Genomic DNA, 26,310 nt, shown 5'->3' with positions numbered 1-26,310 from the left:
GGGAACGGAAGCCTTAGTGGGTCGGCCCGAGAAAGGCCAGCCAGCGGCGTTCGGCGAGACGGAAGAGGCCCACCAGTGCAAACGTGACGGTCAGGTAGATCAACGCGGCGATCCCGAACGACTGGAACGTCAGGAAGGTGGCCGAGTTGGCGTCCCGGGCGACCTTCAGCACGTCTGGAACGGTAGCGGTGAACGCCACGGTCGTCGAATGCAGCATCAATATCACTTCGTTGCTGTAGTAAGGCAGCGAACGACGCAGCGCTGACGGCATGATCACGTACGTGTAGAGCTTCCAGCCGGTCAACCCGTAAGCCTTGGCCGCTTCGACTTCGCCGTGGTTCATGCTGCGAATCGCCCCGGCAAAGATCTCCGTGGTGTAGGCGCAGGTGTTCAACGCGAACGCCAGGATCGTGCAGTTCATCGCGTCGCGAAAGAAACTGTCGAGCACGGGTTGGGCACGCACCGCCTCGATGCTGTAGATGCCGGTGTAGCAGATCAGCAATTGGATATAGAGCGGCGTACCGCGAAACAGATAGGTGTAGAACTGCACCGGCCAGCGCACGTAGACCTTGGGCGAAACCCGGGCAATGGACAGCGGAATCGACACCACAAAGCCGATCAACAGCGCGGCGCTGAGCAGCCACAGGGTCATTGCCAGGCCGGTGATGTGGACGCCGTCGCTGTAGAGAAACGGTCGCCAGTATTCTTGCAGGAGTTCGATCATCGCACGGCCTCCCGGGCTCCGGCGGCGTAGCGGCGTTCAAGCCAGCGCAGGATAAAGTTGGATGCACTGGTGATCAGCAGATAGATGAGCGCCGCCAGCACCAGGAAATAAAACAGCTGGTAGGTGCTTTTGCCCGCATCCTGGGCGGCCTTGACCAGGTCGGCCAGGCCGATGATCGACACCAGGGCGGTGGCCTTGAGCATGACCATCCAGTTGTTGCCGATCCCCGGCAGGGCAAAGCGCATCATTTGCGGGAACACCACGTAACGGAAACGTTGGCCACGCTTGAGGCCATAAGCCGTGGCCGCTTCGACCTGACCGCGAGGCACCGCAAGGATCGCGCCGCGAAAGGTTTCGGTGAAGTACGCACCGTAAATGAAGCCTAGGGTGATGACCCCGGCGCCGAACGGGTTGATCTCGATGTATTCCCATTCCATGAAATCGGTAAAAGAGGTCAGCCAGGTTTGCAGGCTGTAGAAAATCAGCAGCATCAGCACCAGGTCGGGCACGCCGCGAATCAGCGTGGTGTAGAGCTGGGCCGGAATACGCAGCAGTTTGACGCTGGACAATTTGGCGCTGGCGCCGAGCAACCCGAGCAGGACGCTAAGCAGCAAGGATAGGGCCGACAGCTTGATGGTCATCCAGGTGCCTTGCATCAGCAGCGGGCCAAAGCCCTGCAGGCTGAAGGCCGAGAGCCCCAGACTTTGTAGGAATTGTTCGAACATGGACATTGCCTTTGGCAGGAAAAAAGCGCCCACCCGGTTCAGGGTGGGCGCCGCGCATTATTTGCCGCTGTACAGATTCAGATCGCCAAAGTGTTTTTTCTGGATCTCGGCGTATTTGCCGTCGTCGTGTAACGCTTTGATACCTTTATCCAAAAGTGCCTTCAGCTCTTTGTTACCTTTCTTGATACCGATGGCGGTCTTGGATGGCAGCAGTTCGCTGTCCACCGGCTGGCTGACTTCATAGCCTTCGCCTTTTGGCGATTTCAGGAAGCCCAGTTCGGCCTGAAGCATGTCCTGGATCGCGGCATCGAGGCGGCCCGAGGTCAGGTCGGCATAGACCTGGTCCTGGTTCTGGTAGGCCTGGGTCTTGACGCCGGCCTTGTCCAGCACGGCCTTGGCGTAGGCTTCCTGGATGGTGCCTTGCTCGTAGCCGACGGTCTTGCCCTTGAGCGAGGCAACGTCTGCGCTCAGGCCCGAGCCCTTCTTGAATACATAGGCCGTTGGGCCGGAGAACAACTCGCTGGAGAAGTCGATAGCCTTTTCACGGGCCGGGGTAACGGTCATGGAGGAGATCACGCCGTCGAATTTATTGGCCTTGAGGCCCGGAATCATTCCGTCGAAATCGCTTTCGACCCATTTGCATTTGACCTTCAGTTCTTCACAGATCGCATTGCCCAGGTCGATGTCGAAACCCACCAGGCTGCCATCGGCGGCCTTGGATTCGAACGGGGCGTAGGACGGGTCGACACCAAAACGCAGTTCCTTGTATTCCTTGGCCGTGGCGACGCCGGCGGCCATGCACAACGCCAGTGCAGAAAGGGTCAGCAGTGCTTTTTTCATTATTGAGTCCCTAAAACCAATTTGAGCGCTTGTGGCGCGTAAGATTGTTACCGGTGAAGGTCTGAACGGTATGACGGCATAAAGGTAGCAATTTCCGAACCATAGTGCCGAACAAGTGTTTTAAAAGCACTGGCGGCGAGAGACGGAACGCAATGGTGCGCGGGGGTGAGCGTACATCAAAAAGCGCACCGGGATGGAGCGTGCGTTTGTCCGGTTTAGCTCTTCGTGGCGAGGGAGCTTGCTCCCGCTGGAGGCGCAGCCTCCCTCTGCGGTGCGTCCTTCAGAATCAGGGGGCGCTTCGCGCCCAGCGGGAGCAAGCTCCCTCGCCACGAGAGCGGGGTTTACTTGAGAAGATCCTGAAGCGTCGCCAGCGTGTCCGCCTCTTCGACGGTCTTGTCCTGGCGCCAGCGCAGCATCCGTGGGAAACGTACCGCGATCCCGCTCTTGTGGCGCTTGGACAAGGCAATGCCTTCGAAGCCCAGCTCGAAAACCAAGGTCGGGGTGACGCTGCTCACCGGGCCGAACTTTTCCACCGTGGTCTTGCGCACGATGCTGTCGACCTGGCGCATTTCTGCATCGGTCAGCCCTGAATAGGCCTTGGCGAAAGGCACCAGCGTGCGTTCTCGGCTGCCGGGCGGGTTGTCCCACACGGCGAAGGTGTAGTCGCTGTAGAGGCTGGCGCGCCGGCCATGGCCGCGCTGGGCATAGATCAGCACCGCGTCGACACTGAACGGGTCGATCTTCCATTTCCACCACACGCCCATGTCCTTGGTCCGGCCGACGCCGTACAGCGCGTTGCGCGCCTTGAGCATCATGCCTTCGACGCCGAGGCTGCGGGACGCTTCGCGCTGGCGGGCAAGGTCGAACCAATCCTGGCCAGTGACGATGGGCGACGGCAACAGCACCGGACTGTGGCAGCGGGCAATCAGGGCCTCCAGTTGATCGCGACGCTCGGCCTGGGGCCGGCTGCGCCAGTCCTCGCCTTGCCATTCCAACAGGTCGTAGGCCATCACCACCACGGGAGCGTCTTCCAGCACTTTCTTGCTCAAGGTCTTGCGACCGATGCGCTGTTGCAACAGGGCGAAAGGTTGCACCGCCGGCTGCAGCGGCGCTTCCGGATCAAAGGCATCCTCGGTGATCGCCTGCGGGGCTTTCCAGACCACGATTTCGCCATCGATCACCGTGCCGTCGGGCAACGCCTGCGCCAGGCAATGCAATTCAGGAAAGCGCTCGGTCACCAAGTCCTCGCCACGGGACCAGACCCACAAATGGCCGTCACGCTTGATCACCTGGGCGCGGATTCCGTCCCATTTCCACTCCACCTGCCAGTCGCTGGCCGGCCCCAACAAGGTGTCGAATTGCTCAATCGGTTGTGACAAGGCATGGGCCAGGAAAAACGGATAAGGCTGGCCGCCGCGCTGGGCATGTTCATCGGCAGATTCGCCGGCGATCAGCTTGAGGTAACTGGCCGCGGTCGGGCGATGGGACAGATCGGTGTAGCCCACCAGCCGTTGGGCCACCCGTTTGCTGTCGAGCCCGGCCATCGTAGCCAGCGCCCGGGTGACCAACAGCTTGGACACCCCGACGCGGAAACTGCCGGTGATGAGCTTGATGCAGAGCATCAGGCTGGATCGGTCAAGTTCTGCCCACAGCGCCGGAAGCCGCTGCGCCAGTACCTCTGGCGACTCACCGCGCAACGGCAGGAGTTTTTCCTCGATCCACACCGCCAGGCCTTCATCGGAACTGTGGGGCGATTCGGGCAGTACCAGCGAAATGGTTTCGGCCAGGTCGCCCACGGCCTGGTAACTTTCTTCGAACAGCCAAAGAGACAGGCCGGACACCTGGACCGCCAGCTCGCGGAGGATTTTCACCGGTACCAACTGCCTGGGACGCCCGCCCGAGAGAAAATACACCGCCCAGGCGGCGTCCTCGGCTGGCGCCTTGCTGAAGTAATCCTGCATGGCCGCGAGCTTGGCGTTGCTTGAGGTGGTGGCGTCGAGTTCGGCGTACAGCTCGGCAAAAGCTTTCATGAGGCATCCTCGCCGCTGTCGCTCGCCACGGCGACGTCCTCTTCGTCATCGCCGTATTCCGTGGTGAAGCCCTGGGCGTCGAGGCCTTGTTCACAGAGATGACGCACCAGCACGGCCACCGATCCATGGGTGACCATGACCCGTTCGGCGCCGGTCTGTTCGATGGCCCAGAGCAGGCCGGGCCAGTCGGCGTGATCGGAAAGCACGAAGCCCCGATCCACGCCCCGTCGCCGACGGGTGCCACGCAAGCGCATCCAGCCGCTGGCGAAGGCGTCGCTGTAATCACCGAAACGCCGCATCCAGGTGCTGCCACCGGCGGAGGGCGGGGCGATGACCAGTGCCTGGCTCATGATCGGATCAGTCTTTTTCACATCGCCGGCATAAATCGTCGGCGGCAGGTGCACACCGGCTTCGCGATAGACCCGGTTCAGCGGCTCAACCGCGCCATGGGCGAGTATCGGCCCCAGGCTCGCGTCGATGCCGTGCAGGATTCGCTGGGCCTTGCCAAAGGAATAGCAGAACAACACGCTGGCCCGGCCGGCGGCGATGTTCCCGCGCCACCACTGGTTGATCTCATCGAACACCTGCGCCTGGGGCTGCCAGCGATAGATCGGCAGGCCGAAGGTGGATTCGGTGATGAACGTATGACACTTCACCGGCTCGAACGGTGCGCAGGTGCCGTCGGGCTCGACTTTGTAATCGCCGGACGCGACCCACACCTCGCCTTGGTATTCCAACCGCACCTGGGCAGAACCCAACACATGGCCGGCGGGATGAAAGCTCAAGGTCACGCCATGGTGCAGCAGCCGTTCGCCGTAGGGCAGGGTTTGCAGATTGATGTCCTGGCCCAGCCGGGAGCGCAGGATGCCTTCGCCGGGTGCCGCTGCCAGGTAGTGCTGGTTGCCGCCGCGGGCGTGGTCGCCGTGGGCGTGGGTGATGACCGAGCGGTCCACCGGCCGCCATGGGTCGATGTAGAAATCTCCCTGCGGACAATACAGGCCTTCGGGGCGGGCAATGACCAGATCCATGCGGTTACCGGGGCGATGGGCTTGTCCGGTAGAGGCGGGTATCGGGGGAGAAGTTCGATCGGTTTTCCTGGTGGGGTGGGCTGACGCCATCGCGAGCAAGCTCGCTCCCACAGGTAATGCGGCTCACTTGAGAAAGGATGCACTTGTGGCGAGGGAGCTTGCTCCCGCTCGGCTGCGAAGCAATCGTGAACCGTCGGGTGCGGTGTGCCTGATGCTCCGCACATGGCAGGTTTTTGGGGCCGCTTCGCGGCCCAGCGGGAGCAAGCTCCCTCGCCACGGGATCGTCGATTGCCTTAAGTGAATAGCATTAGAGGCAGATCGGCCTATTTACCGGGAACCAAGGTCAAACGAGTCTTGCCATACGCCCGGTCAAAATTCTGCGGTTGCAAGGGCAGGCTTTGATATTGACCCTTGAGCCACGGGTCCAGGCCGTTCAGATAGTTCGGGCTGGCCGGGTTGCCCGACTGGCCGGCGCCGCCCTGGATCGTCAATGGCTCAGGCTGGCTGAAATCAACGATAAAGCGCGTGGCCGGCGCCAGGGTCGTGTTGAAATCCTGGCCCCAGGCGAACGCGGCGGTATTGAGCGTGCTGTTATCGCCGCCGGCTGCCAGCGGGCCGCGTACGGTCTGGCCGCTGGCGTTTTTCCATTCCTGGCGGTGCAGCTTGCCCCACTGCCAGGCGCTGTGGTCAGTGCCCAGCAGACTGTCACCGGCGCTGACAGCCGCCGCGAGGCTGCGCGCCAGGATAACGGCCTTGTCTTCTTTTTGCGGCGTGCGCACATCGTCCCAGAACGGACTGTCCTCACGACCAAGCAAATGATCGGCCTGGGCCGAATAAGACAGCTGGCCGTTGGCGACCAGCGCTTTCCACGCCGGACTACCCTCGGGGCCCAGTTCATCCAGGAATGTCTGCTTCATGCTTTCTTGCAGGAACAACTCATAGATCGCTGCGTCGGCAGAAACCGGACTGAGCCTGCCATCGAACGCCATCAGCCGGGTATAGGCCTCGCGTGCCTTGGCGCGGTCCGCCACCGGCAGGGCTTCGATGGCTTGCTTGAGTGGCTGGGCCATGCCCGGGGCTTCGAAGACCTTTTTCAGCTTGGCGGCGAATGTCGTGGTCTGGTCGTATTGCATGGCGATCAGGCTGCGCGCGTCGTGCTTGCCTGCGCCGGCCAGTTCGGCCAGGCGCTCGCCACGTTCCGGCGCCGCCCAGGAGTTGGACAGTTGCATGCCGTAGCCATGAGGAATGACGCGCTGGTTGGCGGTGCCGAGCCAACCCTGCGCCGGATCCTGGTCGTAGGGGTGCAGCATCGGATCGGCGTAACCGTCCCAATCGTAACGGCTGTCCCAGCCCGGCGACGGCAACAGGCCTTCGCCCTCGCGGCGGTTCGGGTAGCGACCGGTGACCTGCCAGCCGATATTGCGGGCGTCGGCGAACACCATGTTCACTGCGAGGGCGCGGATCTCCCGGCTCGCGTCGGAGGCTTTCTCGACGTTCTGCGCGCGCGACAGATCGAAGAGCGCGTCCAGGGTCTTGTCGTCGGTGAAGCTCGGCAATTGCAGGGCCAGGCCCAGACCGTTGGCCATGGCCGGACCTTGGGCGCTGTTGAGCAACGGACCGTGGCGGGTTTCGTACACCGCTTCTCTGATCGACCGTTGGCCCTTGATGAAGTAGGTCTCGTTGCGCACGGTCGCCTGCTGCCACTTGCCGTTGGCTTCGTAGGACAGCCCGTTGCCCTGGCGTCGGATCTTTTCCAGGTACAGGTCCTGGTTGTCGCCGAGAACACTGGTCATGCTCCACGCGACGTTACCGTTGAAGCCCGCGAGGATCATCGGGATGCCCGCCACGGAAAGCCCGGCCGCCTGATATTTGGGCGCGCGAATCTGCACTGGGCTCCAGAGCGACGGCACGCCCAGCGGGCCATGGCTGTCGCCGGCCAACAGGCTCTTGCCGTTGCGGCTGCGCTGCGGGCCGATGGCCCAGTTGCTCGAAGACGCTGCGCCCAGCAGGTTCAGGTTGGCCAACTCGGCGCTGGCCTTGCTGATTTCGTTCAAACCGGGAATCTGCCCATTGAGCCGGACGCCCTGCAGCTTTTCGGCTTCGGTCAAGGGCAATGGCTCGTCCGGGTAGGACGGGCTCAGCCAGGCCAGTTTATCGTTGGTTACGCTCTGGGCCAGCACCAGGGCGGCGACTTCTTCCGGCAGGTTCGCCGATTGGGTGAAGTTAAGCAGGCAGAACAGCAGCGCCGAATCTTCCGGTTTCCAGTATTCGGGTTTGTAGCCGGTGGCGGCCAAGTCCGCCGGCAGCTTGTCGCGGTAGCGGAACAGGTAGGCGTTGACGCCTCGCGCATAGACTTCGAAAAAGCGCTTCAGGCGTGGCGAAGATGCCTTGTACAGCTCATCTGCGCTTTTCTTCAGGTTGACGGCGCGCATGTAGCGGTCGACGTCCAGCCGTTCGGCGCCGGACATTTCCGCCAGGCGGCCCTGGGCGAGCAGGCGCAGGGTGGCCATCTGCGTGATCCGGTCGCTGGCATGCACATAGCCGAGGGCAAACAGGGCGTCATGAAAACTGTTGCTCTCGATCAGCGGCATGCCCAAGGCATTACGCCGGACCGAGACATTCTGCGCCAGCCCCTTGAGCGGTTGTACGCCGGTGGTGGGCGCGACCGTGTCCTGGGTATTCCAGGCCTGGCAACCGCTCAAACCGAGCAGGCTGGCCACTGCTGCGGCAACGCCGAGCTTGGGAAAGAAAGAAATCGAGGCTGGCGAGGCCATGGCAAAGCTCCTGCGGGAGGGGGTGGCACCAATAAAGGCGCTACGTTAGTGAGCAGGAGAAGGGCGCGCAAGCGGGCTTTGGGGTTATTTGATGTTTTGCGATGAAAGCCCGGGCCACCAGAGACTTGCTTGTAAGAGAAGGTGGTGCTCAAGTGTGGGAAAAACCGACGACCGAGAGACCCGGAATGGAGCTACAGAAAAACGCGGCGCTGATCCTTATCGATCAGCAGAAAGGCATCCTCCATCCCAGGCTTGGCCCGCGCAACAATCCCGGGGCGGAGCTGCGCATGCTGGAATTGCTCGGATGCTGGCGAGAGTCGGCGCGGCCAATCATCCATGTCCACCATTTGTCCCGGTCCGAGGCGTCAGTCTTCTGGCCTGGACAATCAGGCGTGGAGGTTCAGGAGCGGTTCAGGCCCATGGCTGGGGAAGGGCTGGTCCAGAAGCAGATGCCCGATGCGTTTTGCGGCACGACCCTGGAGGCGGATTTGCGCAGTGCGGGTATCGGGCAACTGGTGATTGTCGGCGTGGCCACGAACAATTCGGTGGAGTCCACCGCGCGCACGGCGGGCAACCTGGGATTCGATACGTGGGTAGCCGAGGATGCCTGTTACACCTTCGACAAGCCCGACTTCTTCGGTTATGCCCGTTCGGCTGCCGAGGTGCATGCGATGTCCCTGGGGAATCTGCATGGGGAGTATGCGACGGTGGTCAGCGTGGAGCGGATTCTGGCGGCGGGCTGATAAACCGAGATGGATGTGCTGGCATCTTCGCGAGCAGGCTCGCTCCCACAGGGAAAAGTGGTGCACCGCAGAACCAGTGTGGGAGCGAGCCTGCTCGCGAAGGCGGCCTAGCAGGCGAAAAATTTTTTTGCCTGGTCCATCAAGCCCCGTGGCACTTCTTGAATTTCTTGCCATTGCCGCACGGGCAAGGGTCGTTGCGACCGACGTCCTTCAGGGCATTGCGCACGGGTTCCTGGTGGGCGTGGCCGCAGTTCGGGCCGTGGACATGGCCGTGATCATGGTCGTGGTGATGATCATGGTCGTGGTTGCAATCAGGGCCATGGACGTGGGGTTGTTGGGTCATCGGGGTTACTCCGCAATTAGATCGGCGGCGATTATCACGCCATTGCGCTCCAGGTGCACGTAGTCGGCGATGAATAAACCGGTTTCCAGCTCCCCCTCCAGACGATAGGGAATCTGTTGCCGGGGTTTCTTCAGCATTTTCACCAGTTCGCGCACCTGCGGCCACAGGTTGGTGCGGATCGGCACCTTGAAATAGGCGCTGTGTCCGGGGCGCACCGTAAACCAGTGTTCATGTTCTCCTTCGGTCAGCAGCAAGTCGTCCAGGTGGATCCGGTAGGTCAGGCCGCGTACGGTGAGGTCGTCTTCGCCGGGGTTGTCGACGCGAAAGTGCAACATGAACTTCTGCTCCAGCAACCGGGCCCGCACCACCTCCACCTTGACCAGATGCACCTGTGGTTCGGGTGCCTCTTCACCTCGCCAGGACGCACACGCCCCTAGCCCGACGAACAGCAGCAGGCAAGTGATGCGCAGCAATCGAGATGTCTGGGTCATGTCCGTGCCTCTGGTTTGTTTCCAGTCTAGCCCCCTTGGTCGGTGGACGAGCGTCGGACGTTTCCGAAAATCAACGAATGAAGTAACTGGCGCAGCACTTCTTGAATTTCTGCCCGCTACCGCACGGGCAGCTGTCGTTGCGTCCCGTCTTGACCGGCACGGTCGGGTCAATGAAGTACCAGCGCCCGCCGTTCTGCACAAACGAAGATTGTTCGCGGTGGCTGTGTTCGCCCTGGCCGTCGTGCCAGCGTGCGGTGAAAGTGACGAAGGCATGTTCCGGCTGGCCGCCGAATACCTCGCTGCTCTCCACCTCCAAGCCCAGCCAGGTGCTGCCGGCGCTCCATTCGCTGATGGCCTGGCGGTCGAGGCCGTCCTGCTGGGCGGGCAGGGTGGTGCTCACCAGATAATCCACCAGGCCCAGCACATAAGCGCTGTAGCGCGAGCGCATCAAGGCTTCGGCGCAGGGCGCCGGATGACCGTCGTGATAATGGCCGCAGCAGGCGTCCAACGGGTTGCCGCTGCCGCAGGGGCAAATGGTTGAATGCAGGCTAGTGTCCACAGCTACCACCAATATTTTCCAAAGTTTTCCGGGTTCGCCCAGAAACGTGAGTTGAGCCAGTCGGGGACCTGCTTGTATTCAAGCAGATCGTAGGTAAACAGGGTCAGCACCTGTTCTTCGCGCTGAAAGCGTTCGCTGGCCTGCAGGGCCAGGGAGAAGAAGTCGGTTTCCTGCCAGCCGCAGGCGTTGAGGTCGGCCAGCACGGCAATCCGGCTGGCGTTGAGGTTGCGAATACCGCCCAACAGGTTCAGACCGTCGCGCTTGGGCAAATGCTCCAGGCAATCGAGCGCCAGGGCCAGGTCGAAACGCCGCGCAGCCAGATCCGCCGGCAAGGGGCCGGGGGCAGCATGGACCACCTCGGTGTCGGGATGCGCCTGCTGGAATGCCTCGAGCGCGGGGAAGCTGCCGGCGCCGATCAGCAACAGCTTTTGCGGGGCATAGCGGTCAAGCACGGCGGCCAGCGCCTGCTGGGGCGTGCGCGAAGAAATGGCAACGGTCATCGAAGTTCCTCAGTCAGAACCGCCACGATAGCGCGCGTGGACGCACGGGCCTAGAGCGGTTTGTCTTCGAACGCCGCGATCCGCCGTAAACAGGCGGCCAAAGCTGTGGTTGCGTCACGCTGGCGCAGAACCCGAGTCGGGTCTTTACTCCCCTGAATCGGCGCGAAGCCGATCCTTCAAGGAGAAAACCCGATGAGCATAGTTCGGACAGCGTTACCCCTGGTTCTGCTAACCAGTGTGTTGACTGGTTGCGCAGGTTTGCAAAAAACCGACTGGCCGATCTGTGCGGCCACCGGTGGTGTGGTCGGCGCAGGATTGGGCGCCATCGAAAGCAGTTCCTGGATCGGCCCGGGCGCACTGGTCGCCGGTACGGTGGCGGCAGGCTGGTGCTGGGCCCATGGCGATGGCGACGAGGACGGCGATGGCGTGCCGGACAGTCGTGACAAGTGCCCGGGCACGCCGAAGGGCGTGCAGGTCGATGCCGACGGCTGCCCACCACCGGCACCCGCACCGACACCGGTGGCTGAAGCGCCCGTGATGGTCCAGGAAGAAACGATCGTGGTCCGCGACGTGCATTTCGAATTCAACAAGGCCACCCTCACGCCGACGGACAAAGAAGTGCTGAGCACCATCGCGACCCGGCTGAAGCAGGAAACCTCCACCGCACAACTGCGAGTGACCGGGCACACCGACAGCGTCGGCAGCGATGCCTATAACCAGAAACTGTCGGAAAAACGCGCCAACTCGGTGGTTCAATACCTGGTCGAAAGCGGCGTGCCTCGCGCCAGTTTCGTCTCGGTGGCCGGCGCCGGGGAAAGCCAACCGGTGGCGGATAACAAAACCGCCGATGGTCGCGCAATGAACCGTCGCACCGAAATCAAGATAAACCGCTGAGCCCCTCGTTCTCCGCGGCTTGTACAGTCGCGGATGCGGGTCTTTACTCCTGTGTGACCGGTATGGGCCGGTGACACAGGAGCATTCACCATGAACGTTCTAATCAAGGCCGCCTTACCGCTACTGCTGGCAAGCAGCCTGCTGTCCGGATGCGCCACTCACAGTGATGGCAGTGCCTCGCTCAATCAGCGTACCTGGCCGATCTGCAGCTTGATCGGCGGGCTTGTCGGCGGTGGTCTCGGGGCCATCGAAAGCGGTGGCTGGGCCGCCGGTGGCGCTGCGTTGGGGCTGCTGGGCGGTGGTTTGATCTGTTACGCCCAGGACGGCGACGAAGACGACGATGGTGTATTCGATCGTCGCGACCGTTGTCCCGATACACCGGCCAATACCCCCGTCGAACATCACGGCTGCCCGCTGCCGCAATACCCGGCCAGCACGCCACCGGCCGAGCCGGACATGCCCACCAGCGAAGTCATTACCCTGAACGACGCTGGCAAGGTGCTGTTCGATTTTGACAAATCCGACCTCACCGCCGCGGCCAGGAGCCAGCTCGATGAGCTGACGGCAAAACTGAGTCACGCCAACGTCGCCAGTATCCGCGTGGTGGGCCACACCGACAGTGTCGGTACCGAGGCGTATAACGAGGGCCTCTCGGAACGTCGGGCCGGTAGCGTGGTGGAGTATTTGCTGACCCAGGGCGTGGCCCCGGCAAAACTCACGAGTGAAGGCAAGGGCGAAAGCCAACCGGTGGCCGACAACGAGACTGATGAGGGGCGGGCCCAGAACCGTCGGGTCGAATTGCATATCCAGCGTTAAACATCATCGCCCAAGCGGGCCAGAGCCGTCGGATCGCCAGGAAGGCGGTCCGCTGGGCCTGGATTAAATTTGCCGGGCCCTCTGGCATATCCTGCGCGCAAGCCGTTACTGTGCGCGCAAAGAATAATTCTCGAACGGGGGGCGTATGAAGGTGTTTTGGTGGCTGGGGCGCGTGCTGACCCTGCTGTTCTGGCTGGTGGTGCTGGTCAATCTGGTCATGCCGTTCGTCCATCCGCTGCATCTGTTGGTCAATCTGGCCGGGGTGTCGTTACTGGCGATCCATCTGCTCGAACTTCTATTGTTCAGGGCTCGGTTTCGCGGTCGTCCCGCTCCTGGCCGTGATCGCCTCAGGGTGCTGCTGTTCGGCATCTTTCACCTGCAAACCCTCCCGACCGCGCCAGAGGCCTCCCATGCGTAAACTGTGTCTGCTCGCATTACTCGTATGCCCGTGGGCCAGCGCTCAAGTGGTCCAGGTGGAAAGCCACTCGTTGATGCGCTTGCCCAACACCACCAGCACGCTTGCCCTGGAGCGATTGGACGTGGCCGACTACGGCACGCTGCTGGTGCCTTCGAACGTCACTGAGCTGTCCATTGGCCAATTGCACCTGGGGCGGGAGGCAAGGATCGCGATCGTACCGGCACAACAGGCGCTGGAGATGAAAGTCACCCAGGCCGAACTGGCTGAAGGCAGCCAGATCACCGCCCGTGGCGCGCCGGGAACCTATACCAAGGCGGCGCGCCCGGGGCGTAACCTCAATTTGCGCTTCGAGGCGTTGAACGCGCCGCTGCTGTCGGTGGATGCCCGTGGCGGTACCGGTGCGCCAGGTTACGTGGGCCTTGACGGCGCCAACGGCCAGGCACCGGGTTGCACCTGGGGTTCGGCCGGTCGCGGCGCCGACGGCAGCAACGGCGCGGATGGCCAGCCGGGCGCGGCCGGCGCGCTGGTTCGGCTGCAATTGCCCCGCGCTTATCCCGACGAACAGATCAAGGTAATGGTAGATGGCGGCGCTGGTGGCGCGGCCGGGCCTGGCGGCAAGCCTGGCGCGGGAGGCAAGGCCAAGGGCTGCCTGGTCTACACTGCCGACGGCGGCAAGAGCGGCCGTCCCGGCGCCGATGGCCAGCCAGGGCCTGCCGGCGCGACGGGTGCGGTGACGGTGCAGCGGTTCTGAAGAAAACTTGCCCTGAACCTGTGGGAGCGAGCTTGCTCGCGATGACGGTGTATCAGTCAATATTCCACTGACTGACAAAACGCCATCGCGAGCAAGCTCGCTCCCACAGGGTTGGATAACTGTTTCAGAACATCGGCCGAGCCGCGCCGATCGCCACCACCAGCAAACCGATCAACAGATTGATCCCCACCAGCCTGCGAATCTTCCCCAGCACCGCCGCACCCGTCGGCCAATCCTGCGCCGTCACAGCGTTACGCAATGCTGGCAGTTGCAGGCCCTGGATACGGATGAACAACGCCGCCATCACCACATACAATCCCATCATTACCTGCACGTAACGCGGCGCGGTTTCGAAACCGGCGAAGCGCATGTGGATCAGGCCCACGCCGCTGATCGGCAAAAGCACCACGGCCACCCAGACCCAGACGAAAAAACGCTGAAACACTTCTACCCACAACTTGAGCCGGGCAGGGCCCTCAAGCGCCGTGATTGCGGCGGGTCGCAGGATCATCCAGGCGAAAAACATACCGCCAACCCAGACCAGGGCCGCCAGCAAATGCAGGGTGTAGACGAGGGCAAAGGGTGTCATTGGGTCACTCCGTTCTGCGCAGGATTAATTAGCGGGGTATGATAGCCGCCGATCCGAACCACTGAAAATTTATCCAGCGTTTTTTGCGCCCGACCATTCATGATCAGCACCGAACTCAAAACCACGATCCAGGGCGCCTATTCGCGTTTTCTCGAAGCCAAGAGCCTCAAGCCGCGATATGGCCAGCGCCTGATGATTGCCGAAGTGGCAAAAGTCCTGGGTGACATCGACACCGACGACGAAGGCCGGCGCAGCGGCGAGCCTGCCGTCGTCGCGGTGGAGGCCGGCACCGGTACCGGCAAGACCGTGGCCTACAGCCTGGCGGCGATCCCCACCGCCAAGGCCGCCGGCAAGCGCCTGGTGATCGCCACGGCCACCGTCGCCCTGCAGGAACAGATCGTCTACAAGGACCTTCCCGACCTGATGCGCAACAGCGGGCTGAATTTCAGTTTCGCGTTGGCCAAGGGGCGGGGGCGCTACATGTGCCTGTCCAAACTCGACATGCTGCTGCAGGAAGGCCACGCGCAGACCGCCACTGCCCAGCTGTTCGAGGAAGAAGGTTTCAAGATCGAGGTCGACGAGGCCAGCCAGAAGCTGTTCACCAGCATGATCGAAAAGCTCGCCGGCAATAAGTGGGACGGCGACCGTGACAGCTGGTCCACGGCTCTGGAAGACGCTGACTGGTCGCGCCTGACCACCGACCACAGCCAATGCACCAATCGCCATTGCCCGAACTTCGGCCAGTGCGCTTTCTACAAGGCTCGCGAAGGCATGGGCAAGGTCGACGTGATCGTCACCAACCACGATATGGTCCTGGCCGACCTGGCCCTGGGCGGCGGCGCCGTGCTGCCGGACCCGCGCGACACGATCTATGTGTTCGACGAAGGTCATCACCTGCCGGACAAGGCCATCGGCCATTTCGCCCATTACACCCGGCTGCGCTCAACCGCCGACTGGCTGGAAACCACTGCCAAGAATCTTACCAAACTGCTCGCCCAGCATCCGTTGCCCGGCGACCTGGGCAAGTTCATCGAGCAGGTGCCGGAGCTGGCGCGGGAGATCAAGACGAACCAGCAGTTCATGTTCACCGCCTGCGAGCAGGTGGCCGACTTCAAGCCCGGCGAAGATGTCGAGGGCCGCGAGCGGCCACGCCATCGGTTTGTCGGCGGGGTGATCCCCGAGCATATGCGCGAGATGGGCATCGAACTCAAGAAGGGCTTCGCGCGCCTGACCGACCTGTTCACGCGCCTGACCGATCTGCTCAAGGAAGGCATGGATGGCGAGGTCAATATCGGCATCGCCAGCAACCAGGCCGAGGAGTGGTATCCATTGTTCGGCAGCTTGCTGTCCCGCTCCCAGGGCAACTGGGAGCTGTGGACCGCGTTCACCACCGAAGACCCGGAAGACAATCCGCCGATGGCGCGTTGGCTGACGCTGGCCGAGAGCGGCTCGCTGTTCGACATCGAGGTCAATGCCAGTCCGATCCTGGCGGCGGACATGCTGCGGCGCAACCTGTGGAACGTCGCCTACGGCGCGCTGGTAACCTCCGCCACGCTGACGGCGCTGGGCACTTTCGACCGTTTCCGCATGCGCGCCGGCCTGCCGAAAAAAGCCGTGACCGCCGTAGTTCCGAGCCCCTTCCACCATGCCGACGCCGGCGTGCTGCGGGTGCCGGACCTCAAGGCCGATCCGCGCGATGCCGCCGCCCACACTGCCGCGATCATTCGCGAGCTGCCTGCGCTGGTGGAAGGTTCGCGCGGCACCCTGGTGCTGTTTTCCTCGCGCAAACAGATGCAGGACGTCTTCGACGGCCTCGATCGTGACTGGCGCAAGCAGGTGTTCATCCAGGGCAACCTGTCGAAGCAGGAAACCTTGAACAAGCACAAGGCCCGGGTCGATGGCGGCGATTCCAGCGTGCTGTTCGGCCTGGCGAGCTTTGCCGAAGGCGTCGATTTGCCGGGGGCCTATTGCGAACACGTGGTGATCGCCAAGATTCCATTCTCGGTGCCGGACGATCCGGTGGAAGCCGCGTTGGCCGAATGGATCGAAGCCCGTGGCGGCAACCCCTTCATGGAGATATCCGTGCCGGATGCCTCGCTGAAGCTGGTCCAGGCCTGTGGCCGCTTGCTGCGTACCGAGGAAGACCGCGGCACCATCACCCTGCTCGATCGCCGGCTGGTGACCCAACGCTACGGCAAGGCGATCCTCAACGCGCTGCCGCCGTTTCGGCGGGAGATTTCCTAGTTTCAACAGGCGTAGGAGTTGGTTGTGGCGAGGGGATAAATCCCCTCGCCACAGATTCATTCCCTGCCTCAGTGGTGAAATCAACCAGCCGTCCAGACACGGTTCCCAAAAGCCCCAATCGCTGAAACAATGCCAGCCATTGACAAAAAAGCTTTTGTTCCAAGGGAGTTACGGGTGCAAATTCAAGGTCATTACGAGCTTCAGTTCGAGGTCGTGCGTGAAGCGTTTGCGGCGCTGTTCGACAATTCCCAGGAGCGCGGCGCGGCGTTATGCATTCAGGTGAGCGGCCGCACCGTCGTCGACATCTGGGCCGGCACCGCCGACAAGGATGGTCATGAAGCCTGGCACAGCGACACCATCGCCAATCTGTTTTCCTGCACCAAGACATTCGCCGCCGTAACTGCCTTGCAACTGGTAGCAGAGGGCAAGCTGCAGCTCGATGCGCCGGTCGCCCGCTACTGGCCCGAGTTCGCGGCCGCCGGCAAGGAGTCCGTCACCCTGCGGCAATTGCTCTGCCATCAGGCCGGACTACCGGCGCTGAGAGAGTTGATGGCGCCTGAAGCACTTTATGACTGGCAGGCCATGACCGATGCCCTGGCGGCTGAAACGCCTTGGTGGACGCCTGGCGAGGGCCACGGTTATGCCGCGATCACCTACGGCTGGTTGATCGGCGAGTTGCTGCGCAGGGCCGATGGCCGAGGGCCGGGTGAGTCCATCGTGGCTCGGGTCGCCAGACCGCTGGGGCTGGATTTTCATGTCGGCCTGGCGGACCAGGAATTTCATCGCGTGGCGCATATCGCCCGTGGCAAAGGCAACGCCGGAGATGCGGCGGCACAGCGCCTGTTGCAGGTGACGATGCGTGAACCTTCGGCCATGACCACCCGGGCCTTCACCAACCCGCCATCGATCATGACCAGCACCAACAAACCCGAGTGGCGCCGCATGCAGCAACCGGCCGCCAACGGCCACGGCAATGCCCGGAGCATCGCCGGGTTCTACGCCGGTCTGCTCGACGGCAGCCTGCTGGAAGGCGAAATGCTCGACGAACTGACCCGCCAGCACAGCTTCGGCGAGGACAAGACTTTATTGACCCAGACCCGTTTCGGCCTGGGTTGCATGCTCGACCAGGCGGATGTGCCCAACGCGACCTACGGCCTCGGGCCGCGGGTGTTTGGTCACCCTGGGGCAGGGGGCTCCATCGGTTTTGCCGATCCCGAGCATGACGTTGCGTTCGGTTTCGTGACCAACACATTGGGACCTTACGTCCTGATGGACCCGCGCGCGCAGAATCTCGCGCGGGTGCTTGCCACTTGTCTGTAAAAAGTGGTTGTCGGTAATGCATACAGGAACCTCGGCTCCTTTGCGGTTTCCAAGCGTCTGTTTATGCGGCCGGAACATGGCCTTTGTTTTTTCATCCTGATCATTTTGTGGATATCCAATGTCATCGAATAAAACCCTCGCTCTGGCGCTGTGCTTCGCTATTACCGGTTGCGCACAAAACCCACAAAATGATGCCGAGGGCGGCGGTGGCTGGTGGCCGTTCGGCTCGTCCGACAAGGTTGCGAGCAAGGATGCGGCGCCACAGGCTCCTTTGAAACCCGCCGCCGCGGCACCGCAGGCCAAGGCCGAGGGAGCCACGCACTGGTGGTGGCCGTTCTCTTCGGATGAATCCGCCGCGGATGATGTCGCCAAAAAAGAACCGCTGAAACCTGAAGCCAAGGCGCCAGCCGTGGCCAAGGCCGAAGCCGAAAGCAACGGCAAATGGTGGTGGCCGTTCGGCGGCAAGGAACAGGAGACCGCCAAGGCGGTGCCGATGCCCGATCCGAAAGTCACCCAGGCCTGGCTCGACGACTATGAGCCGAAGCTGCGTACGGCGATCAAGGACAGCAAGCTCGAACTCGAACGTCGCGATAACGTGCTGGTGGTTACCGCTCCCGCGGACGGTTCGTTCAACCCTGATCGTCCGGCCATGCTGCTGCCGGTGACACTCGGTCCGTTCACTCGCGTCGCCAAGATTCTTGAAGCCGATCCGAAAACCGCCGTACTGATCCTCGGTCACGCCGATACGTCGGGCGCGGCGCCGGCCAACCTGAAGCTCAGCCAGGAACGTGCTCAATCGGTGGCGGCGATTTTCCGTCTCAGCGGTTTGCAGCGTGATCGCCTGATGCTGCGTGGCATGGGCTCGGTGGCTCCGCGTGCGGCCAATGACAGCGTTGAAGGCCGGGCCTTGAACCGTCGCGTCGAGTTGCTGGTTACGCCAGCGAACACCATGGTTGCATTGCTGAGCAAGTACAACATGCCGGCCCCTGCGCCAGTAACCATGGTAGCTGCCCAGGACGTGAAACCCGCCGCGCCGGCCCCGGCCCCGGCGACGAAAAAGGCTGCCGCTCCGGCTGCCAAGAAAGCAGCGGCCAAGAAGGCTCCGGCGAAGGCACCCGCGAAGAAGACCCCAGCCAAGAAGGCTACGCCCGCGAAGAAGCCCGAGCCGGCCAAGGCCGCTGCCGACGGCAAGAAAGTCGCTGCCGCCGATACCGCCAAACAGTGATTGGCTGACCACAAGGAACGCGCCATGACCCAAACCCTGGCTGATATGCGCCGTGACTACACCCGCGATGGCCTGACCGAGGCGCAAGCCCCAGCCGAGCCGTTCGCCTTGTTTCACCAATGGTTTGCCGAGGCGGTGAAAACCGAACAGGCACCGGTGGAAGCCAACGCCATGACCCTGGCGACGGTGGACGCAGACGGCAGGCCTCACTGCCGGATCCTGCTGCTCAAGGGGCTCGATGCCGAGGGCTTCACGTTCTTCACCAACTACGACAGCGCCAAGGGCCAGCAACTGGCCGCGAGTCCGTTCGCGGCCATGACGTTTTTCTGGCCGACGCTGGAGCGCCAGGTGCGCATCGAAGGCAAGGTCCTGAAGGTCACCCCACAAGAGTCGGACGCTTATTACCAGGTACGGCCGCTGGGCAGCCGTCTCGGTGCCTGGGCCTCACCTCAGAGCCGGGTGATCGCCGGGCGGGATGAGCTGGAAGACTTGCTCAAGGCCACTGAGCAACGCTTCAGCGACAGCCAACCCCATTGCCCCGAGCATTGGGGCGGCTATCGCCTGTTGCCCGAGCGCATCGAATTCTGGCAAGGCCGCCCGAGCCGTCTGCACGATCGCCTCAACTATCGCCTGCAAGGCGCGGACTGGATTCGCGAGCGTCTGGCGCCCTGACGTCGGAGTAACCTGCCGCAGCGGCCTGGAGCCAGTGCGGCAGGTCCCGACGCTTGATCCCTTGTTCGCGGGCGAGGGCCAGTTGTTGCAGCATGTAGTCTCGCTTCCGTCCATCCTGCCCCGCCAACGACAAGGCCAGGTCGCGGTCCATCCAGCGTTTGATACGTACGTAGAGCCATCCATGAAAGTACAGACCGGCGACGGTGGTGGCGACTATGATGAAGTAATCCATGGAAAATCCCGGTATCGATGACGCGAACTTTCGAAATTGGCGCTACTGTTGGGTGAATTTTTCGGGTGCGCCTGTATCCCACCTGAATGAAAACAATTTTTCCCCGGCAAGGCCGTGACAGGCATCAAGCCGGGGGAGTTTAATGGATCACTGTCTTTTGGAGTTTGATGCTATGCGCAAGTCTGTTTTGCTGGTTGCTTCCTTTTCCACGATGGCGATGTTACTGACAGGCTGCCAGTCAAGCCTGACCGGTGACTCCTATTCCCGTGACGAAGCGCGTCGCGTGCAGACGATTCGCATGGGCACCATCGAGTCCCTGCGCCCGGTCAAGATCGAAGGCACCAAGACCCCGATCGGCGGCGCAGCCGGCGCGGTGGTGGGCGGTGTTGGCGGCAGCGCTATCGGCGGTGGTCGTGGCAGCATCGTGGCAGCCGTGATCGGCGCCGTGGCCGGTGGCCTGATCGGCTCCGCCACTGAAGAAGGCCTGACCCGTACCCAGGGTGTAGAGATCACTGTGCGTGAGGATGACGGCAGCATGCGTGCCTATGTCCAGCAGGTTCAGGAGAACGAAGTGTTCCGTGTAGGTGAGCGGGTGCGGATTTCGACTGTCGATGGTACGAGTCGCGTATCGCACTAAAGGCTATCGGTATGTATCCGTTGCTGCGGTAATGGCTGCTGGAGGTTCCGCTCTTACAGCGGGTCATTCTTGAAGAGCGCAAAAATATAAAACCGACCTGGTTTGATAGGTTTGCGTTTTCCTAGTAGGGGCGGGCTTGCTTGCGAAGACGGTGTGTCAGCCAATGAATATATTGGTTGGGCTGGCCCCTTCGCGAGCAGGCTCGCTCCCACAGGGATTCCATCCCGGTCGCGATGGCGGTGTCTCAGCTACGGAGATGCCAAGCGCTTGTCGCGCTGTTGCTGTTGCTGTTGCTGTTGCTGTTGCTGTTGCTGTTGCTGTTGCTGTTGCTGTTGCTGTTGCTGTTGCTCTGCTTTTGACTTTGATCTCGGCGCCCCGTTAACCACGCTGGCCGAACGCAGGGATTGCGCAGTGGGCATCCCGGCATGGATGCCGGGATAGCCGCGCTGGGCCAGGGACGGCCCTTCGCGGCGGGCCCACGGAGCAATGCCGGAGTGAGGGCACACCGAGCCTTGGCGAGGTGCCGAGTGGTGGGGCAGAGCGTTTTGGGTTACTTTTGGCTGGTCCGGCTCCCGGCTCTCCAAAAGTGACTCGCCGTAAGGGCGAAACCCTAAGCAGCCGTGACCGCAGCAACGGATATACACCCCATCAGGAAGCCACCACAGCAGACCTGCGACTAGCCATCGCCGTCACCCCATATCCAATCAGCGCCGCCAGGATCGACCCGGTGAGAATCCCCATCCGATCCATCCCCGCATACTCACTCACCTCCGGCACGAACGCCAGGGAGCCGACGAACAGGCTCATGGTAAAACCAATGCCACAAAGAATCGCCACGCCCAGTATCTGCCCCCAATTGGCCCCGGCAGGCAGACTGGCGATGCCGATTTTCACCGCCAGCCAGGTCAGGCTGAACACGCCGACCGTCTTGCCCAGCAACAGGCCGATTGCGATGCCCATCGGAACATGATGGGTAAAGCTCTCGACCGTGACGCCGCTCAGCGAAAGGCCAGCGTTGGCGAATGCGAACAGCGGCAAGATAATGTAGGCCACCCAAGGATGCAGCGCATGCTCAAGCGTCAGCAGGGGGGAGGTTTCAGCGTTTCTCGTGCGCAGTGGGATGCAGAATGCCAGCGTCACCCCCGCCAGCGTGGCATGCACGCCGCTCTTGAGCACACAGACCCAGAGAATCAAGCCGATCACCATGTACGGCCCGAGCTTGACCACGCCCAGCCGATTCATTGCCACCAGGGCTGCGATGCAGGCCGCGGCCAGCCCCAACGACAGTGTCGACAGCTCGCCGGAGTAGAACATCGCGATAATGACGATGGCGCCCAGGTCATCAATGATCGCCAGCGTCATCAGGAACAGCTTGAGCGATACCGGTACACGCTTGCCAAGCAAGGCCAGCACGCCGAGGGCAAAGGCAATATCGGTAGCCGTAGGAATCGCCCAGCCAGCGAGCGCGGCGGGGTTGTCGCGATTGAGAAACCAGTAGATCAGCGCCGGCACCAGCATGCCGCCTATGGCCGCGGCCCCAGGCAGGACGATCTGAGAAGGTTTCGACAGTTGCCCGTCGAGCACCTCGCGTTTGACCTCCAGGCCAATAAGCAGGAAGAACAGCGCCATCAGGCCGTCATTGATCCATAGCAGCAACGGTTTGGCGATCTTCAACGCACCGACCTGGACGACCACGGGCGTGTCCAGCAGGCCGCCATACAGCCAGGACAGCGGAGAGTTGTTGATGACCAGGGCCAGCACGGCGGCGGCAATCAAGAGCAGGCCGCTGGCAGCTTCCAGCTGGAAAAACCGCGTCAGTGAGTTACGTAGAGCCAAGGTTGCTCTCCATTCATCAAATCAAAAAGATGGCACACCCTAACCCGTACTGTTTGTTGTTAAAACAAAAGTTATATTCTTTTTTGTTATATGTCGTTACAGCGCCTGCGCCGGGCATTCTGGCAGTTGCCGGGCACATTGGACCTTAGCTGTACCTGTGCGGGATGTCGGTTTTTTCCTAAGCTGGTGTCTCGTATTTCCTGAATAGATCGTGCCCCCGGCCATCGGTCTGCCTGAAAGTCCTACCGGCCCTGCGAGAAAACACCATGAACAATCCCCGCCAATGGGCGCGTGAAGCCATCCGTATCATCGAGGCGGATTTCCAACGCAGTGCCGATACGCATCTGATCCCATTGCCGTTGGCCGGACTGCCGGGCATCGAGCTGTATTTCAAGGATGAGTCCAGCCATCCCACCGGCAGCCTCAAGCACAGACTGGCCCGCTCGCTGTTCCTGTATGCATTGTGCAATGGCTGGCTCAAGCCCGGTGCACCGGTGATCGAGGCCTCCAGCGGCTCGACGGCGATTTCCGAGGCGTATTTTGCGCGGTTGCTGGGCCTGCCTTTCATCGCGGTGATGCCTGCCACTACCTCCCGGGAAAAAATCGCCCAGATCGCCTTCTATGGTGGCCAGAGCCATCTGGTGGATGACCCTACGCAGATCTACGCCGAATCCGAACGCCTGGCCCGCGAGCATGACGGGCATTTCATCGACCAGTTCACCTACGCCGAGCGGGCCACGGACTGGCGGGCGAACAACAACATTGCCGAGTCGATTTTCCAGCAGATGCGCTTCGAGCGGCATCCGGAGCCAACCTGGCTGATCTCCAGCCCTGGCACGGGCGGTACAACGGCCACCTTGGGGCGCTACGTACGCTACCGCCAGCACAGTACCCGTGTGCTGTGTGCCGACGCCGAGCGTTCGGTATTTTTCGACTACTACCGCAGCGGCGATGCCAGCCTGCGCCTGGATTGCGGGTCGCGGATCGAGGGCATCGGTCGGCCACGGGTCGAAGCCTCGTTCCTGCCCAAGGTGATCGATGCGATGGTCAAGGTGCCGGACGCCCTGTCCCTCGCGGCCATGCACTACCTGGCCCAGCGACTGGGACGGCGGGTCGGCGGATCCAGCGGCACCAACCTGATCGGCGCGCTGATCGCCGCGAAGCGAATGGTGGAAGGCGGTGAGTCGGGGTCGATCGTGGCGATTCTGTGTGATGGCGGGGAGCGTTATGCCACGACGTATTACGATCCGGCGTGGCTCAAGGCCCAGGGGTATGAGTTGGACCCATTGATCGATGCGGTGGCGGCATGTGCGGAGCGCGGAGAAGCGCTGCCGGAGAGCGTGTTGCGGGCCAATATCTGACTGGAACACTCAGAGAACCCTGTGGGAGCGAGCCTGCTCGCGAAAGCGGATTAACATTCGATATACATGCTGAATGATTCATCGCTTTCGCGAGCAGGCTCGCTCCCACAGTGAATGGAAGTCAGTCGTTCAAGCCAAGAATATCCCGCGCCACCGCTTCGGCGATCCGGATCCCGTCCACGCCCGCCGACAAGATCCCGCCGGCATAACCGGCACCTTCGCCAGCCGGGAACAGGCCTTTCACATTCAAGCTCTGCAGCGTTTCGTTGCGGGTGATGCGCAGCGGCGATGAAGTCCGGGTCTCGATGCCGGTGAGCACCGCATCATGCAGCGAATAACCACGGATCTGTTTCTCGAACGCCGGCAGCGCTTCACGGATGGCCTCGATGGCGAAATCCGGCAGAGCCAGGGCCAGGTCGCCCAGGGCAACCCCAGGCTTGTAGGACGGTTCGACGCTGCCCAGCGCCGTGGACGGCTTGCCGGCGATGAAATCACCCACCAGTTGCGCGGGGGCTTCATAGTTGCTGCCACCCAGCACGAAGGCGTGGGATTCCAGGCGCTCCTGCAACTCGATGCCCGCCAGCGGGCCACCCGGATAATCCACTTCCGGCGTGATGCCGACGACGATGCCCGAGTTGGCGTTGCGCTCGTTGCGCGAGTATTGGCTCATGCCATTGGTCACGACGCGGTTCGGCTCGGAGGTCGCCGCCACCACGGTGCCGCCCGGGCACATGCAGAAGCTGTACACCGAGCGACCATTCTTCGCGTGGTGCACCAGCTTGTAGTCGGCGGCGCCGAGTTTCGGGTGGCCGGCGTACTTGCCCAGGCGTGCGCTGTCGATCAGCGATTGCGGATGTTCAATACGGAAACCCACCGAGAACGGCTTGGCTTCCATGTACACGCCACGGCTGTGGAGCATGCGGAAGGTATCCCGGGCGCTATGGCCCAGGGCAAGGATCACGTGTTTCGAACGGATCTGCTCACCGCTGGCCAGCTCGACGCCAACCAGTTGGCTGTCCTCGAACAAGACGTCGGTAACTCGCTCGCCGAAGCGCACTTCACCGCCCAGGGCGCGAATCTGCTCACGCATGTTTTCGACGACGCCGGTCAGACGGAACGTACCGATGTGCGGCTTGCTGACATAGAGGATTTCTTCGGGGGCCCCGGCCTTGACGAACTCATGCAGGACCTTGCGTCCAAGGAATTTCGGGTCCTTGATCTGACTGTAGAGCTTGCCGTCGGAGAATGTCCCCGCGCCGCCTTCGCCGAACTGGACGTTGGACTCGGGATTGAGCACGCTTTTACGCCACAGACCCCAGGTGTCCTTGGTGCGCTGGCGTACTTCCGGGCCGCGCTCAAGGATGATCGGCTTGAAGCCCATCTGCGCGAGCAGCATGGCGGCGAAGATGCCGCACGGCCCGAAGCCGACCACGATCGGCCGCTCGCTCAAGTCCGCCGGTGCCTGGCCAACCACCTTGTAGCTGATGTCCGGCGCTTCGTTGACATTACGGTCATCGGCGAACTTGCGCAGCACACCGGCTTCATCGCGCACCGACAGGTCGATGGTGTAGATGAAGCACAGCTCGGAGGATTTCTTGCGGGCGTCGTAGCTGCGCTTGAACAGGGTGAAGTCGAGCAGGTCATCGCTGGCGATGCCCAGCCGCTGCACGATGGCAGGGCGCAAGTCTTCTTCGGGATGGTCGATCGGCAGCTTGAGTTCGGTGATTCGTAACATGACGGGGTCCGGTTCGCGGGGCGCACAACTGCGCCAAGGCGTTCTTCAAACCCGCGATTATAAGCCGCAATCCCGGTTTTCCGTGAGGTTAAAACCCGTCATGCGTCGAATCAGTCGTCGCGCGCGCCACCAAAGTAGGCGCAACCGCGCTGGACCTGACCGTTGACCCGCAACTCGGCGCTCATGTGCTGCACGCTGCCACTGGTGCTGTCGACGCAGCGTTGCGGCGTGACCCACAACTCGACCTTCTGGCCGTTGGCCTCGGTGCCGAGGTTGAAGCGGCCATCGCCCAACTGCTCCTCGACGTAAGGCACCGCCAGCGGCGGCTGCCCTTGGCGATCCAGGACCAGGCCCTTGCCGCTGGCCTTGAGTGTCCATTCAGGGGCATGTCCCGCTGCCCGCAGAATCACCCGTTTGAAGTCAACATCATCGCAAGCGGTCCCGGAGCGTTCCAGGCGATACAGCTGCTCGACGTCCAGCTGGCTGTCGGTGCCGGCCGCCGCGCTGGAAACGATACGCCCGCGCAGATCGGCGAAGAGTTTGCCGCGATCATCCGCCAGGGTGGCGGCTTGTTGCAGCACACTGGTGCCGCCGGTGTCGTTGACGATGTAGCGGCGCTGTTCCTGACACGGCTGGAACACCAGCTTGCCATCGGCCGCCGTGAGTTCGCCCTGCATGCGCGTCTGGCCGGCATGGGAGGCGCTCTGGCGCGGGGCGTCGAGCAACTGGCAGCCGGCGAAAAGCGCAAGCGAGGCAATACACAACAGGGAACGGGCGGCACGCATCATTGGGTCTCCAGACAAGTGCCGCCACGTTACTCAGA

Annotated in this window: 27 protein-coding genes; 12 read left to right on the top strand and 15 right to left on the bottom strand. The window is 62.3% G+C overall.

Annotated elements, in window-relative coordinates:
• Window positions 1-13: 13 nt before the first annotated feature.
• The 6 genes from J3P86_RS20365 to J3P86_RS20340 all read right to left on the bottom strand — a co-directional run bounded on the left by J3P86_RS20365 (window position 14) and on the right by J3P86_RS20340 (window position 8,121).
• Window positions 14-724, bottom strand: a complete 711-nt coding sequence (locus J3P86_RS20365; protein ID WP_434628821.1) for an ABC transporter permease — start codon at window positions 722-724, stop codon at window positions 14-16.
• The gene (locus J3P86_RS20360; RefSeq protein WP_434572215.1) at window positions 721-1,449 is read right to left on the bottom strand and encodes an ABC transporter permease; all 729 of its coding nucleotides are present in this window, start codon (window positions 1,447-1,449) and stop codon (window positions 721-723) included. Before J3P86_RS20360 ends, J3P86_RS20365 begins: the two co-directional genes overlap by 4 nt.
• 57 nt (window positions 1,450-1,506) lie before the next feature.
• Window positions 1,507-2,289: a transporter substrate-binding domain-containing protein gene (locus J3P86_RS20355; RefSeq protein WP_305499201.1), complete on the bottom strand. Its 783-nt coding sequence runs from the start codon at window positions 2,287-2,289 to the stop codon at window positions 1,507-1,509.
• Window positions 2,290-2,630: 341 nt separating this feature from the next.
• Window positions 2,631-4,319, bottom strand: a complete 1,689-nt coding sequence (locus J3P86_RS20350) for an ATP-dependent DNA ligase (protein ID WP_434698730.1) — start codon at window positions 4,317-4,319, stop codon at window positions 2,631-2,633.
• Window positions 4,316-5,347: a ligase-associated DNA damage response exonuclease gene (locus J3P86_RS20345; RefSeq protein ID WP_434698729.1), complete on the bottom strand. Its 1,032-nt coding sequence runs from the start codon at window positions 5,345-5,347 to the stop codon at window positions 4,316-4,318. Before J3P86_RS20345 ends, J3P86_RS20350 begins: the two co-directional genes overlap by 4 nt.
• 323 nt (window positions 5,348-5,670) lie before the next feature.
• Window positions 5,671-8,121: a penicillin acylase family protein gene (locus tag J3P86_RS20340; protein WP_434698728.1), complete on the bottom strand. Its 2,451-nt coding sequence runs from the start codon at window positions 8,119-8,121 to the stop codon at window positions 5,671-5,673.
• Window positions 8,122-8,306: 185 nt separating this feature from the next.
• Between J3P86_RS20340 and J3P86_RS20335 the strand changes: the two genes are divergently transcribed.
• Entirely contained in the window at window positions 8,307-8,864 is a 558-nt protein-coding gene (locus J3P86_RS20335; RefSeq protein ID WP_434628831.1) for a cysteine hydrolase family protein, read from the top strand.
• A gap of 139 nt (window positions 8,865-9,003) precedes the next feature.
• Here the strand turns inward: J3P86_RS20335 and J3P86_RS20330 are convergent, their stop codons facing one another.
• The 4 genes from J3P86_RS20330 to J3P86_RS20315 form a co-directional block, all read right to left on the bottom strand.
• Entirely contained in the window at window positions 9,004-9,207 is a 204-nt protein-coding gene (locus J3P86_RS20330) for an SEC-C metal-binding domain-containing protein (RefSeq protein ID WP_003198420.1), read from the bottom strand.
• Window positions 9,208-9,212: 5 nt separating this feature from the next.
• A complete protein-coding gene (locus J3P86_RS20325; protein ID WP_434601666.1) occupies window positions 9,213-9,698 on the bottom strand; it encodes an LEA type 2 family protein in 486 nt (161 codons plus the stop codon).
• A 70-nt stretch (window positions 9,699-9,768) separates the two neighbouring features.
• A complete protein-coding gene (locus tag J3P86_RS20320) occupies window positions 9,769-10,245 on the bottom strand; it encodes a YchJ family protein (protein WP_434700670.1) in 477 nt (158 codons plus the stop codon).
• Between the two features lie 14 nt (window positions 10,246-10,259).
• A complete protein-coding gene (locus J3P86_RS20315) occupies window positions 10,260-10,757 on the bottom strand; it encodes a DUF6231 family protein (protein WP_434698727.1) in 498 nt (165 codons plus the stop codon).
• 192 nt (window positions 10,758-10,949) lie between these two features.
• Here J3P86_RS20315 and J3P86_RS20310 point away from each other — a divergent pair, with 192 nt between their 5' ends.
• The 4 genes from J3P86_RS20310 (at window position 10,950) to J3P86_RS20295 (ending at window position 13,636) form a co-directional block, all read left to right on the top strand.
• On the top strand, window positions 10,950-11,651 hold the full coding sequence (locus J3P86_RS20310) for an OmpA family protein (protein WP_305499213.1): 702 nt from the start codon (window positions 10,950-10,952) through the stop codon (window positions 11,649-11,651).
• A 90-nt stretch (window positions 11,652-11,741) separates the two neighbouring features.
• Window positions 11,742-12,467, top strand: a complete 726-nt coding sequence (locus tag J3P86_RS20305) for an OmpA family protein (protein ID WP_434696993.1) — start codon at window positions 11,742-11,744, stop codon at window positions 12,465-12,467.
• Between the two features lie 145 nt (window positions 12,468-12,612).
• Window positions 12,613-12,885 (top strand): DUF1145 domain-containing protein, encoded by a 273-nt coding sequence (locus J3P86_RS20300; RefSeq protein ID WP_434628836.1) that lies wholly within the window; start codon window positions 12,613-12,615, stop codon window positions 12,883-12,885.
• The gene (locus J3P86_RS20295) at window positions 12,878-13,636 is read left to right on the top strand and encodes a collagen-like protein (protein WP_434698726.1); all 759 of its coding nucleotides are present in this window, start codon (window positions 12,878-12,880) and stop codon (window positions 13,634-13,636) included. Before J3P86_RS20300 ends, J3P86_RS20295 begins: the two co-directional genes overlap by 8 nt.
• Window positions 13,637-13,760: 124 nt before the next feature.
• Here J3P86_RS20295 and J3P86_RS20290 read toward each other — a convergent pair whose 3' ends face one another.
• Window positions 13,761-14,225, bottom strand: coding sequence for a CopD family protein (locus J3P86_RS20290; protein ID WP_305499219.1), 465 nt, complete (start codon window positions 14,223-14,225; stop codon window positions 13,761-13,763).
• A gap of 99 nt (window positions 14,226-14,324) precedes the next feature.
• On the opposite strand from J3P86_RS20290, the gene dinG reads away from it, so the two are divergent.
• The 4 genes from dinG to pdxH all read left to right on the top strand — a co-directional run bounded on the left by dinG (window position 14,325) and on the right by pdxH (window position 19,686).
• On the top strand, window positions 14,325-16,469 hold the full coding sequence (gene dinG, locus J3P86_RS20285; RefSeq protein WP_434601660.1) for an ATP-dependent DNA helicase DinG: 2,145 nt from the start codon (window positions 14,325-14,327) through the stop codon (window positions 16,467-16,469).
• Between the two features lie 174 nt (window positions 16,470-16,643).
• Window positions 16,644-17,789 carry a serine hydrolase domain-containing protein gene (locus tag J3P86_RS20280; RefSeq protein ID WP_434698725.1) on the top strand — a complete coding sequence of 382 codons (1,146 nt, stop codon included), beginning with the start codon at window positions 16,644-16,646 and terminating at the stop codon, window positions 17,787-17,789.
• Window positions 17,790-17,907: 118 nt separating this feature from the next.
• Window positions 17,908-19,014: an OmpA family protein gene (locus J3P86_RS20275; RefSeq protein ID WP_434628841.1), complete on the top strand. Its 1,107-nt coding sequence runs from the start codon at window positions 17,908-17,910 to the stop codon at window positions 19,012-19,014.
• 24 nt (window positions 19,015-19,038) lie between these two features.
• Entirely contained in the window at window positions 19,039-19,686 is a 648-nt protein-coding gene (pdxH, locus tag J3P86_RS20270; RefSeq protein WP_434628843.1) for a pyridoxamine 5'-phosphate oxidase, read from the top strand.
• On the opposite strand, the gene J3P86_RS20265 is transcribed toward pdxH, so the two are convergent.
• A complete protein-coding gene (locus J3P86_RS20265) occupies window positions 19,634-19,918 on the bottom strand; it encodes a hypothetical protein (RefSeq protein ID WP_434572245.1) in 285 nt (94 codons plus the stop codon). The two genes, pdxH and J3P86_RS20265, sit on opposite strands and share 53 nt — an antisense overlap.
• Window positions 19,919-20,090: 172 nt before the next feature.
• Here J3P86_RS20265 and J3P86_RS20260 point away from each other — a divergent pair, with 172 nt between their 5' ends.
• Together J3P86_RS20260 and J3P86_RS20255 are read left to right on the top strand one after the other, a co-directional pair.
• A complete protein-coding gene (locus J3P86_RS20260) occupies window positions 20,091-20,555 on the top strand; it encodes a glycine zipper 2TM domain-containing protein (RefSeq protein WP_003184697.1) in 465 nt (154 codons plus the stop codon).
• Between the two features lie 176 nt (window positions 20,556-20,731).
• A complete protein-coding gene (locus J3P86_RS20255) occupies window positions 20,732-20,914 on the top strand; it encodes a hypothetical protein (RefSeq protein ID WP_434698724.1) in 183 nt (60 codons plus the stop codon).
• Between the two features lie 289 nt (window positions 20,915-21,203).
• On the opposite strand, the gene nhaA is transcribed toward J3P86_RS20255, so the two are convergent.
• Complete coding sequence (nhaA, locus tag J3P86_RS20250; protein WP_434698723.1) at window positions 21,204-22,391, bottom strand: Na+/H+ antiporter NhaA; 1,188 nt, start codon at window positions 22,389-22,391, stop codon at window positions 21,204-21,206.
• A gap of 266 nt (window positions 22,392-22,657) precedes the next feature.
• On the opposite strand from nhaA, the gene J3P86_RS20245 reads away from it, so the two are divergent.
• Window positions 22,658-23,752, top strand: a complete 1,095-nt coding sequence (locus J3P86_RS20245) for a PLP-dependent cysteine synthase family protein (protein WP_434698722.1) — start codon at window positions 22,658-22,660, stop codon at window positions 23,750-23,752.
• A 121-nt stretch (window positions 23,753-23,873) separates the two neighbouring features.
• Here J3P86_RS20245 and J3P86_RS20240 read toward each other — a convergent pair whose 3' ends face one another.
• Window positions 23,874-25,487 (bottom strand): NAD(P)/FAD-dependent oxidoreductase, encoded by a 1,614-nt coding sequence (locus J3P86_RS20240; RefSeq protein WP_434698721.1) that lies wholly within the window; start codon window positions 25,485-25,487, stop codon window positions 23,874-23,876.
• 110 nt (window positions 25,488-25,597) lie between these two features.
• Entirely contained in the window at window positions 25,598-26,272 is a 675-nt protein-coding gene (locus tag J3P86_RS20235) for a COG3650 family protein (protein WP_434605197.1), read from the bottom strand.
• Window positions 26,273-26,310 lie beyond the last annotated feature (38 nt).

The organism is Pseudomonas sp. D1-1, assembly GCF_051132225.1.
Lineage (GTDB): Bacteria > Pseudomonadota > Gammaproteobacteria > Pseudomonadales > Pseudomonadaceae > Aquipseudomonas.
This window is presented reverse-complemented; position numbering and strand designations above follow the sequence as displayed.